This window comes from Patescibacteria group bacterium, from assembly GCA_035529375.1.
Taxonomy (GTDB): Bacteria; Patescibacteriota; Microgenomatia; order PFEM01; family JAHIFH01; genus DATKWU01.
The window spans coordinates 1-11257 of the sequence record DATKWU010000011.1 but is presented as its reverse complement, the minus strand read 5'-3'; the positions used below and the strand labels follow the sequence as shown (position 1 = coordinate 11257).

General features: G+C 38.0%; 12 protein-coding genes and 7 tRNA genes. 5 read left to right on the top strand and 14 right to left on the bottom strand.

Going from position 1 to position 11257, the window contains the following annotated elements; genetic code table 11:
• Positions 1 to 45: 45 nt before the first annotated feature.
• Positions 46 to 132, bottom strand: a tRNA-Leu gene (locus tag VMY36_03245).
• A gap of 61 nt (positions 133 to 193) precedes the next feature.
• Here VMY36_03245 and VMY36_03240 point away from each other — a divergent pair.
• Positions 194 to 826 carry a SurA N-terminal domain-containing protein gene (locus VMY36_03240; protein HUV42887.1) on the top strand — a complete coding sequence of 211 codons (633 nt, stop codon included), beginning with the start codon at positions 194 to 196 and terminating at the stop codon, positions 824 to 826.
• A gap of 89 nt (positions 827 to 915) precedes the next feature.
• On the opposite strand, the gene VMY36_03235 is transcribed toward VMY36_03240, so the two are convergent.
• A complete protein-coding gene (locus VMY36_03235) occupies positions 916 to 1296 on the bottom strand; it encodes a hypothetical protein (protein ID HUV42886.1) in 381 nt (126 codons plus the stop codon).
• A gap of 174 nt (positions 1297 to 1470) precedes the next feature.
• Between VMY36_03235 and VMY36_03230 the strand changes: the two genes are divergently transcribed.
• Together VMY36_03230 and VMY36_03225 are read left to right on the top strand one after the other, a co-directional pair.
• The gene (locus VMY36_03230; protein HUV42885.1) at positions 1471 to 1695 is read left to right on the top strand and encodes a hypothetical protein; all 225 of its coding nucleotides are present in this window, start codon (positions 1471 to 1473) and stop codon (positions 1693 to 1695) included.
• A complete protein-coding gene (locus VMY36_03225) occupies positions 1676 to 3055 on the top strand; it encodes an SAM-dependent methyltransferase (protein HUV42884.1) in 1380 nt (459 codons plus the stop codon). The genes VMY36_03230 and VMY36_03225 overlap by 20 nt, the downstream gene beginning before the upstream one ends.
• Here the strand turns inward: VMY36_03225 and VMY36_03220 are convergent.
• Positions 3052 to 4638: a sulfatase-like hydrolase/transferase gene (locus VMY36_03220; protein HUV42883.1), complete on the bottom strand. Its 1587-nt coding sequence runs from the start codon at positions 4636 to 4638 to the stop codon at positions 3052 to 3054. The two genes, VMY36_03225 and VMY36_03220, sit on opposite strands and share 4 nt — an antisense overlap.
• A 119-nt stretch (positions 4639 to 4757) precedes the next feature.
• Between VMY36_03220 and VMY36_03215 the strand changes: the two genes are divergently transcribed.
• A complete protein-coding gene (locus VMY36_03215; GenBank protein ID HUV42882.1) occupies positions 4758 to 5102 on the top strand; it encodes a zinc ribbon domain-containing protein in 345 nt (114 codons plus the stop codon).
• 329 nt (positions 5103 to 5431) lie between these two features.
• Here VMY36_03215 and VMY36_03210 read toward each other — a convergent pair whose 3' ends face one another.
• From VMY36_03210 to VMY36_03160, 11 genes are all read right to left on the bottom strand, one after another.
• Entirely contained in the window at positions 5432 to 6169 is a 738-nt protein-coding gene (locus tag VMY36_03210) for a serine protease (GenBank protein ID HUV42881.1), read from the bottom strand.
• A 32-nt stretch (positions 6170 to 6201) separates the two neighbouring features.
• Positions 6202 to 6275, bottom strand: a tRNA-Gln gene (locus VMY36_03205).
• Between the two features lie 19 nt (positions 6276 to 6294).
• Positions 6295 to 6370: transfer RNA gene (locus tag VMY36_03200), tRNA-Gly, on the bottom strand.
• Positions 6371 to 6395: 25 nt separating this feature from the next.
• Positions 6396 to 6468 (bottom strand) — tRNA-Phe (locus VMY36_03195).
• Positions 6469 to 6544 (bottom strand) — tRNA-Val (locus VMY36_03190).
• Between the two features lie 6 nt (positions 6545 to 6550).
• A tRNA-Leu gene (locus VMY36_03185) sits at positions 6551 to 6635 on the bottom strand.
• Positions 6636 to 6649: 14 nt separating this feature from the next.
• Positions 6650 to 6732, bottom strand: a tRNA-Leu gene (locus tag VMY36_03180).
• A 37-nt stretch (positions 6733 to 6769) separates the two neighbouring features.
• Complete coding sequence (locus VMY36_03175; protein ID HUV42880.1) at positions 6770 to 8092, bottom strand: ABC transporter substrate-binding protein; 1323 nt, start codon at positions 8090 to 8092, stop codon at positions 6770 to 6772.
• A complete protein-coding gene (gene secG / locus VMY36_03170; protein HUV42879.1) occupies positions 8089 to 8310 on the bottom strand; it encodes a preprotein translocase subunit SecG in 222 nt (73 codons plus the stop codon). Before secG ends, VMY36_03175 begins: the two co-directional genes overlap by 4 nt.
• Before the next feature lie 28 nt (positions 8311 to 8338).
• Entirely contained in the window at positions 8339 to 8740 is a 402-nt protein-coding gene (locus VMY36_03165) for a phage holin family protein (GenBank protein HUV42878.1), read from the bottom strand.
• Positions 8737 to 10584, bottom strand: coding sequence for a transglutaminase-like domain-containing protein (locus tag VMY36_03160; protein HUV42877.1), 1848 nt, complete (start codon positions 10582 to 10584; stop codon positions 8737 to 8739). Before VMY36_03160 ends, VMY36_03165 begins: the two co-directional genes overlap by 4 nt.
• Positions 10585 to 11074: 490 nt before the next feature.
• Here VMY36_03160 and VMY36_03155 point away from each other — a divergent pair.
• Positions 11075 to 11257 (top strand): repressor LexA (locus VMY36_03155; GenBank protein HUV42876.1); only part of this gene is annotated, 183 nt, incomplete at its 3' end.

Sequence of the window (11257 nt, the reverse complement as noted above, 5' to 3'; positions counted from 1 at the left end):
GCGCTCCCAAAGCGCGCGCGCTAGCCAACTGCGCCACTCTCCGGGTGCCGAGGGCGGGAGTCGAACCCGCACGGTGGGGTTACCACCACGAGATTTTAAGTCTCGCGCGTCTGCCAGTTCCGCCACCTCGGCTAGATTTAGATTATTATAGCAAATTTGCACTTTATAGAAAAGAAATGTTACAATCCTGTTTATGATTAAATTTGATAAAAAGATAAAGGCATTCTCAAAGATTAAATTTGATGAGCGAACAAAGAAAGTCCTGATTGTTATTTTGAGTTTACTTGTTGTTTTTGGCTTTTTGTTTAATTTTAAACATCTTTTTCTGGCAGCTCTGGTTAACAATTCTCCAATCACCCGTTTTGCTTTAGACAGAGAGTTGGAAAAACAAAGTGGTCAGCAAACCCTTGATAATTTAATTTCTCAATCTTTAATTATTCAAGAAGCCAAGCGATTAGGAATTAAGGTTGAACAAGCAGATATTGATGAAGAAATCAAGAAGATCGAAACTCAATTAGCCTCTCAAGGTTCTGATTTAGATGAACTCCTCCAAGCTCAAGGTCAGTCAAGAAAATCCATTGGTGAACAAATAAAAATCCAGTTAATTATAGAAAAAGTTTTGGGAAAAGACATTGCCGTTTCTGAGGAAGAGATAAGTAATTATTTCGAGGAAAACAAAGAGCTTATTGGTGAAGATGTTACTCTTGAAGAGGTTAAAGGTGATATTGAAGAACAGCTCAAACAAGAAAAGCTGTCAGAAAAATTTAGCTCCTGGCTAGAAGAACTTAAACAAAAAGCAAAGATTCATTACTTCTTGAATTTCTAAAAAGAAAAAAAAGTTGGCGTAGATTTAGTCTACAAGGGTATGACCCTCCAGTTTGCTCTTAGTGAGCAAAAAGGCCAGTGTTTGTTGGCTCAGGACCTGAGACTGCCCCAGAGGGATCTCTGCCAGAGGGATTTATGAGCCACTTGCTGAACCGGACGCTCGGGTTCAACTTGAGGTTCTGTGGCCAGAATTTCCCTGAACCAAACCTCAATTCTTCTCCAGATCTCCAGGCACTCTGGAGAATTGGAGAGGTTGCGGACCACGAGCCTCTTGAAGAACCACTCCTTCGTCCGTTCAATCGCTGCCTCGTTTAGCGGCTCGAGCCCATGGTTCTCTACTACAATTGAACCGGATATAGTGAGTCCGTAAATCTTCGGATCCTTGTAGTAGGCCGACACCTTGAGGGAGTGAACACCCGCATTACACTCGTAGGTTCTTCTCTCCTTCATTACTACTTTAGCTTTCGCCACTGTATCCCTCCTGTCAATTTTGCTAGAGACTGAACGATTCAGTCTTATGGAGTTTATCATAGCAGAAAATTTGTTGACGGTCAAATACTATAAGTCTTGAGGGTTATTTTTTTGTTATTAACTTTGGTTATGCTATAATCATTTTAGCTTTGGAAAGAGGGTTTTTTAATGAAAATGAAAGTCTTGTTTTTTTTAATCCTTTTCTTTTTTATTTTTCCTTCTCAAGCTTTGGCTTATCTTGATCCAGGAACAGGCAGCTATTTTATTCAATTAATTATTGGTGGTTTTCTTGGTGGCCTTTATCTGACCAAATCTTTTTGGTCTAATTTACTAAAGAAATTAATTGCCTCTTTGAAAAGCCCCTTTAAAGCCAAGAGCAATGAAGAAAAAAATTATTAAAGAATCAAGCTCTTTTAGAGATCCGAGTGGTCAGGTTTTTTATCAGGACAGAGAGATCTACAGACAGGTTAACAATTCTTATAAAGATGATTACGACCTTTTGATCAAATCTGGACTTTATCAAAGATTAGTTAAAGAAAAGTTATTGATTTCTCATCAGGAAATTAATCCTAAACAGTTTGCTTCTCGAGGAGTTTATAAAGTCATTAAACCCCAATTAATTCCTTTTATTTCTTATCCTTATGAATGGTGCTTTAGTCAATTAAAAGACACGGCTTTGGTGACTCTTAAAATTCAAAAAATTGCTTTTGAATACGGGATGTCTCTAAAAGACGCTAGTGCTTATAATCTTCAATTTCTTAAGGGTCAGCCAATTCTAATCGACACGCTTTCTTTTGAAAAACATGAGGAGGGTAAACCTTGGGTAGCTTATCGTCAATTTTGCCAGCATTTTCTGGCGCCCCTGGCTTTAATGAGTTTAACTGATGTTCGTTTAAATCAATTACTAAAGGTCTATCTTGATGGTTTGCCTTTAGATTTAGTGGTTAAACTTTTACCTAAAAAAACTTGGTTTAATTTATCTCTCCTTGCTCATCTTCACCTTCACGCTAAGAGTCAAAAACACTTGGCTGGTAAAAAGGTTTCTTTACAGCAAAGAAGAATGAAAACCGGTAATCAGGCTTTTGTATCCTTAATTAATAATTTGGAAGCAACCATTAAAAAATTAGACTGGCGAGAAACTAAAACAGAATGGCAAGATTATTATTCGGCGACTAATTATTCTCGAAAGGCTTTTGCTCATAAGAAACAATTAGTTAAAAAGTATTTGAATCAAGTTAAACCTGATTCTGTTTGGGATTTAGGGGCTAATACCGGTGAATTTAGTCGTTTGGCTTTGAAAAGAAGGGTTCAGGTAATGGCTTTTGATTTTGATCCGAATACAGTTGAAAAAAATTATCTTCAGGTCAGGAAAAAGAAAGAAAAGAATCTATTACCACTTCTATTTGATTTAACTAATCCCAGTCCTAGTTTGGGTTGGGCTAATGAAGAAAGAAAATCCTTGAAGGAACGCGGTCCGGCGGCAATGGTTTTAGCTTTAGCTCTGGTTCATCATCTGGCAATTTCTAATAATCTGCCTTTAGGTAAAATTGCTCAATTTTTTCATCAAATTGGCAAGTCTTTGATTATTGAATTTGTACCGAAAACTGATTCTCAGGTTCAACGACTTTTGCTTAATCGAGAAGATATTTTTACTGATTACACCCAGGCAAATTTTGAAAAAGAATTCAAGCGGTTTTTTACTCTTCAGGAGAAGTCAGTCATTAAGGATTCTCAAAGAATTCTCTATCTAATGACTTAACGGAGTTTGCTGGTAACGTTAATGTATTGATAGGGGTGTTTTCTGTCTTTAATGACATAAATATCATCTGGTAGGAGAGGGAGACTGGTTCTTAGATAAAGATTGAAAACTAAACGGAAAGTATTGACTGGCGTAATCGAAGGATAGAGACCAGTCTGATTAATATTAGGCAGATAATAGGCGTTGAGAATACTCAGTTTCTCTTTAAGTTCATCAATGGTTGCTTGGTTCCATTGAAAAACATATTCGTTTTCTTTATATCTTTTAGGAAAAGGACCTTCATCAGCTTGAAGGATGATAATTGCCTGACCTTTAGTTTTCACCAAAAGCTTTTCAATCATTGCTTCTATTAATTGGTTGGTATAGATGAGTTGATTAAGATAAAGTTTTCTTCGGTCGCCTTCAATCGCTTCTTTTCTTGAGAGAAAGCGGCCGTTTTGATCAAAAACATAGGGTTCGTGGGGTAAGAGAACATGGGCAAAAACAAATTTTGGTTCAGGTGAATCAGGAATTTTGGTGATCGCCTCTAATTGATCCAAGGTCGTTTCTCGGGTCAGGGCTTCATAACTCAGTGGTTGCATCAGATCTTTTTCGTTAACCATAATTGAACCGGAATAAAGGGGGTAAAGAGCTGTGGTTTCCAGAAATTTAAAAAGAAAGACAAGCAAAGGCCGAGGATGTTGATAGCGATAATTGACGTCAGCGTTTTTATTACCGCCAGTTGGCCACCAGGTAGAGCCGAGATGGTAATAAAGATAACCTTGGCTTTTAAGAAAATTGCCGACTTGGTGGTTAGTAAATTTTTCGTAGAGTGGTCGAAAATCACCTGAACCGGGACCAACGGCTCGACTCAGGAGATCAAGATATTCTATGTTTAAAGAGGAAGCTAAAGAAAGATCAGTAATTGGATAATTAGCGTAACTTTGATTGGCCACATAAAAGCCTTTTTGGGTTAAGAAATTAATAAAATTACTGTTGTCATAGTTATAATAATCTTTAAGGGATTGGGTGCTGGCATAGCGGTCAAAGATAAGATAATAAATATCTGGTAGTTCTATTCTCCTGGTTGATTGGGCTTGTTTGATTTCTTGTTTTCTGGTTGAGGAGATTTCCTGATGAAGAAAGCGAGATTGATAAGAGTAGTTAATTAACTGGCCAAAAGAAATTAAAATCAAAACCAGGCTAACAACATTTAAAAATTTGGTGATTTGGTCAACTCTTTGCTGGGTCTTTATTTTTTTGAAGAGAAAGTAGTTTGTCAGAATAAAAAAGATTAGCCAAAGAAGCAGAAAAAACCCATCATATTTAAGAAGTAATTTAGATTCAATGACTTTTTGGAGAAGATTAGAGACATGGCCATAAGAAAAAAAGAAAATTAAAAATAGAGAAACAAAAATAGCTGATCTTTTAAGATTTCTAAAGATAAGATTGATAATTAACCAGAAAAAAAGACTGTAGCCAAGAATAATTAGAATAGGGATAAAGATTAATCTTGGTTCAAGTTCACTAAGATTATGAATAAAAAAAGCTAAGGGAGGATAAAGAGCCAAAAGAAGCGGGTGAAAGACAAAAGATCTTTTCATGACTCAGATTCTACTCCATCAATCTTCAATCATTCAAGATTAACAATTTTCCAGTAAAATTTTTCGCTGAACAGATAAATCTAGACCTGTTTCATCTTTAAGAGTAGTATTAAGATTATATGGAGTCTCAAACTACGTGCCCCGAATGCCAATCAAACATTTCTTTATCAGATTATTTTTGTCCGAATTGTGGGAAAAAACTAAAAGAGAAGCCCTTATCAACAACTCTTTTAAAACAGTTATTAATTTACTTGGTGAGCTTTTTTTTACCCCCTCTGGGAATCTGGCCGGCGATTAAATATCTCCGTCAATCAGATAAAAAATCAAAGAAGATTGGCTTAGTAGCAGTTTTTTTAACCATCATTTCAATCGTGATAACAAGTTGGTTAACGATTAGTTTCATAAACTCGTTCAACCAAAAAATTGGTAGCCAGCTTGATCTTTATCAGGGGTTGGACTATTGATGAAGATATAAATTGAAGGAAGACAACTGCTTAAATAAGAAGTCAAGTTATGAATAGGGAAAAAGATACAAACTTAAAAAGAAAATATTATTTGGAGTTTTATTATCTTTAACTCATCTAATCAAAAATTGTTCCGAAATTAAGCAGATGTTTTCCTTCAATCTGCCAATGCAAACGCTATTATACTCCAAGAGCATTAATAAAGCAAGTATTTAGTTTTATTTTAGATTTGATAACACTGTGGTGTCCGTGTTGGCTGAGTGTACTAGTCAAGAATCGTTTCATCATCATAGTCCTTAATTTATGATAAAAGTCGATCTTGAATCATTTTATCTTGTAGATTTTTTTGCCGTTTTCTTTTTAAGAGAAGGCGGTTGGATCTCCGATTTTTGAGACTCTTGTTCTTCTGCTTTTTTTTCAGCATCATCCAATGAATGAAAACCCTCTAACATTTTTAGGTAAGGTTCAACAGATGAAACATAGCATAACCCTGGTAGTGCTTCTCCTCTGATACGATTAGGTAAGTAACTCGAGATAACCCCACACACCATCACTTCATCGCTTTTGTTACTCATTATAAAGGCTGGACCACCACTCACTCCATTAATTCCTACCCCATCAACTAAATATGAATTTCTATCTTTTAAATAACTACTTACATGTCCTCCAAAAAAACACAATTTACTAGGATAGATTAAGGGAAATCCACACCAACCTATTTCCGAGCCAGACCTCACCCATTTTCCAAAAGGAGGCAAGTCAAGCACAGGCTTTACCGGAATGTCTCTTTTATTAAATAAGATAAAAGCGAGATCATTTTCTGGATATGGTATTATCACTCTATTTTCTTTTAAAAACACGTTTTTACCAGATGTGTAATGAGTCATTTTTATTGGTTGTTCCCATTCATATTCTTGAGAAACAACATGATAAGCAGTAGCCACTCCTAGTAGATTCTTTTTTTTAGAGTAAGAAATTTGAAAACCAGTCCCACTACCGTTGGGAGTATCTATTTTAAAGATATGCGGAGTTATTAACTCAACGCCTTTGTACCATTTATGTGTCATATTACTTATAGTTACCTTTGAGGTGCCCGTCTTGGCTGCGAGGGATGGATTCGAACCATCGTTGGTGCATTCAAAGTGCACTGTCCTACCTTTAGACGACCTCGCAATATGAATTATGAATATGGTGGAGCGGGAGACGGGATTTGAACCCGCGACCTTCTCGTTGGCAACGAGACGCTCTGCCAGCTGAGCTACTCCCGCATTGTTTTTTATTATATCAGAGTAGTGGCAAGGGGCGGAGTCGAACCGCCATCTCATGTTTTTCAGACACGCGCCGTGACCACCTTGGCTACCTTGCCTGGTGGGCGATGAGGGTCTCGAACCCCCAACCTTTTGGATGTAAACCAAACGCTCTGCCAATTGAGCTAATCGCCCTTTTTGTGCGGACGGAGAGACTTGAACTCTCACGGTAATTGCTACCACAAGCTCCTCAAGCTTGCCTGTCTACCAGTTCCAGCACGTCCGCCTATTAAAAACGGGTGGACGGAGAGGGACTCGAACCCTCACGGCTCAAAGCCATACACTTCTGAAGCGTACGCGTCTGCCAATTCCGCCATCCGTCCAATCTGGTTTGATTATAGCAAAAACTGGTGGTCTTTTCTATTTTCTTGAGAGGCTGTAGATCGTGGGATAAAAGAGGAAAACGGCCGGTGAATCTTCAACTAGGAATCTTTGAAAGTCTTGGTAAATTGTTTTTCTTTCATCCTGATTCAAGGTTTTTCTGCCGTCTTCTAAGAGTTTGTCTAATTTAGGGCTCTTATATTTACTCAGATTAGTTACTTGGGTTGAATGCCAGAGAACATATTGGTCTGGATCTCGGGGAATTTGTTGATTAACGAGGATGACTTCGTACTCTTCATCCGGACTGTTGATAAATTGGATTTCGGTTTCAATTCCTAATTCCTGCCAATCACTTTTAATTTGTTCGGCAATATTAGCCAGTGAAGGAATGGTTGAGAGTTTGATCTGTTTGACGGTTTCTTCTCCACCCTCTCCTAGTAAAGTTCTGGCATTTTCTAAATCTTTATCATAGGGTTTGACGGTGCTGTTGTAGGCCCAAGAATCGGGATTATAAAAACTTAAAGCCCGAGGTTCCCATCTTTTTTCAATTGCATAGGCTAGGGCTTGACGAATGGGTTTATCAGCAAATTTGTCTAATTGGGTATTGAAAAAAAGAGCCGTGTAGCGATCATATTTAACACCTTTCTCAATCTTAGTATTGTCCCAGTTTTCCAATTCACCTGGAGCCAGGATTTCTTCGAGGTAATCAACCTCACCTAGTTTGTAACCGGTTTTGGCCGCTTCTTCATTAGGAAAGAAATGAAAAATGAGATTGGGTTTTGCGCTGTCTTTGGCTGGAACAAGAACTAATTTTCTGATTATTTGGCCGCTTCTCTCGATTTTCTTGGCTTTGTAGTCGCCCAGGCCAATAAGATTATTCTTGAAAACAGGCCGAGAAACAACGACTGGGAAAGGAGAAAAAGATTCTTTTAATTCGAATTTGATATGGTGATCATCAAGAACGGTGACACTGACATCACTGAAATTGTAATTAATATCTTTGGCTAGAACTTCACTGCCATCATGCCAGCGGACATTTTCCTTAATGGCAAAAATATAGATCTTACCATCCTCACGAACTTCCCAAGACTCAGCCAAACCTGGTTCAACTGACCCATCTGGTAAAGGAATCGTTAAACCATAACTGATCAAACTGATAATTTCGTTTGGTAGATTGGTAAGATTATATCTGCCGGCTAGCCCAATTTTTTCCTGACGTTTAATTGGATTTAGACTGACAAGTTTAGGAAGAAAAAAGACGGCGAGAATAGTGATTGTCAGAGAAATGAGGATGACCCGGCGGTGTTTTTGCCAAAAGGCGCGGATTAGGCGAACGTAATAACGAGGTTTGGCAATCCTCATTGAGCAAAAATATTAACAACAGAGATGAGCAGAAAGCCGATAGCCAGACCAATTGTGGCCAAAAAAAGAATCTTTTCAACCCCTCTTTTTGATCGATAGGATTCACCACCAGCTCCACCAAATAAATTACCTAAGCCAGTCCCCCGGGCTTGTAAAAGAATAGTTGTAATCAAGCCAATCGAAAAAACTATTTGGAGAATGGTTAAAAGATTGCTCATTGATAATCTGTTGGAATTATAGCACTGCTTATTGAAAAAGCCAAAAAAGGAAGGTGGTGATTAGACTAATGAGAAAAGAAGAGATAACCAGAACCCAAATTTTAGCAAGATACATTTCAGGAATAATAAATCCCTGGTAAGCATAGCCAGGAAAAGCGAAACCAATGATTTCCAGATAAGGGACCAAAAGAGTGACTAAATAGAGACTAAAAACATTAGCCACCCAACGAAAAGCCCCTAAAGTGATGAGATTAATAGGCAGGAGGAGAAGTTTGACTAGAGGCTTGATGGCTAAATTAACGCCAGTCAAGACCGCCGCTGTAAAAAGGATCCCTTGGTAGCCTCCAGAGACAATAAAACCCTCAATCGACTGGCTAATAATAATAATGGCAGCTAAGTTGATAACAAAAGAGCGAATAACCTTTTTCATTCTAGTTTTTTTGTACCACGTAATTTTCTTGATGTCAATTTAAAAATGGCCAGCAAAATAGCGGTTAGGAGAATTAGCCCCCCAATGACTGGTAGAATTCCCTGCCAGATAAATGATTTGATTTTTATTATTTGGTTATATTTTTGACTGTCAAGAGAAAGATTAATTTTTGCTGAGCCAACTTCAAACCAATTTTTACTATAAACTTCAATGGGAATCTCTTGCTTAGCAAAGGGAGGAATGAGAGCCGATTCGTCAGAGGAGGCAAAATTAATCATAATCCCCTCTCCGGAGATATTAGTTGGCAGGTGATAGATGGCAGTTGGTCCTAAGTTATGGATAATAATATTTCCTTTTGTTTTCAAACCAGCAAAAATAGATTTGGGGAGAGCAAATTCCACTTCTATTTTACTGTCAGGTAATTCTTTAAATTTACCAAAGCTAATTTGAATATTTTTGCCGCCATCTTCTTGAGTTCTGTAGGAACCAGCGGGTGCAGGCAGTTGACTATCAACTCCATGGATGACAAAAGCAAAGTGATTCAAATCAGCCTTATGAAAGAAATCTATGCCACCAGTTGTTTTTTCCCAAGTAGGATCGACTGGAACCCAGATTTTTCTTTCATCGTTCCAATATTCTGGCCAAGAATGAAGAACATCGGCCACCAAACTTAAAGGTCGGAGTTTGGGGTTAGTGGTATAAGCATAGCCGTTAATCTCCCTGGCTGGAATGCCTAAAGTCCGAGCTAAGCTAACAAAAAGATCAGTAAATTCCATACAAATTGATTGGTCAGGTTCTTTTAAGGCGGCCAAAGCTCCTTTCCTTTCGGCTCCTTCTTTAACCAGGTCAAAATTATAGCCTAAATAATCAACCACAAAATCATAAATATCCTCAATTGACTTTAATTGACTGGTAATCTCTTTTATTTCTGGATGATTGACTGGCCAATATTTCTGTTCTTGGAGGTTTTTTTGGAGCGTTTCTTGGCTGGTAGCTGGGAAATTCTTTTGGGGTTGAGAAAAGACTTTTACTTGCCCCGTGGCTTGAATATTTAATCTCTGGTTACCTGATAAAGTGTAACTGGCTAGCCAATTGCCATCTTCATCAACCCGAACATTAGTTGGTTTTGGTTCAAGTGATTCATAATAGACTTTTTGATAGGCGGTGTCTGGTGGTAAAGCAATTTCTGTGGTGGTTGAGGCAAGACGATCATTTTTAAGGTGATAGTCAAAGATAAAATCAAAAACCTGAAATTGGCCAAAAGCAGCACTGACGCCTGATTGGGCCAGCTGATTTTTAGTAAAGCTAAAGATCTGAAAATTTTCTTCTAAGCTAATTGAAATAGGTTGGGGACTAATATAGGCAGTGGCGCCAAAACTGGTAGGCACGACTAGTTGGAGTTGATAATTACTCATTTCAGCGGCATTGGCTAACTTAGGTACCGAAACCTCCCAGACTTGGCCAGTCTTATCAACTAAATCAGGGGCATCATAAGAGACAGTAAAGTCAAGGGTTTTACCAGTACCAACCACCTGTTGGTTGAATTTGAGATTGATTTCGGTTGAATTATTGGTTTGTTTAGTCTCAACCTCTAAAGGGCCAAGATTATCTCTCGCCTTAATATTTTCAATTTGACTAGTTTGGAAGAGAAGAGAATATTGGGTGGCATAGACATTAGAAAGTTTGTTAGTTAAAGCAATGCTTTGGGTGACCTGAGTCAGACCATTAGGGTTGACCTGATAACGGACTTGGTAGGAAGTCTCAAATTCTTCTGAAGCAAAAACTAAAGAAAAAGAGGTGAAAGAAAAAAAGAAAAGAAAGAAAACAATCAAGATTTTTTTCATAAGACCATTTTATAGATAATCATTAATTTTGTCTAGAATTTGACAGCTAAAAGAAAATTGAATATAATTACAGCCAAAGGACGCTGTCCTTTTTCCTATTTCCAAGGGCTAATGGCAAAAGCGCTAAAAGCCCTTTTGACGTATAAATGAGGACGTTGTGGATGAGGAGTTGAAAGGAGATTGTGGAAGTGAAGTGTCAGAATCCAAACTGTGGGGAAGAGGTAGATCAAGTTCATAAGGGCCTCTGCAATGCCTGTTTTATCTTCCGAAAGTACAACGGAGGTGACAGGCCAAAGCCAGAGAAGAAGTCGATCTGGCCGGGGGACCTAGGGAGAATGCGGAAGGTATTAGTAAGGAGGTTAGTTCATCTAGGCTAGAGCCCATCCGTAAATCCCTGGCTGGGGAGAATATCTCATTCTACTGTTCTCCCCAGCTCGCATCTTTTTTCCCTCTTGACAAGGTTTTTTTCTTCGGGTATTGTTAGGGTGAGATGCCAGTTACTCTTTATAAACGCCAAAAACAAATTCTTGATTTTATTTCCCAATATATTCAGAAAAGTGGTTATTCACCAACTCTAACAGAGATTGCTGAAGCAATTAACGTTTCTTCTTTAGCTACAGTCCATGAACATTTAACGGCTATGGAAAAAAAAGAAGTAATTAAGCGCTATGAA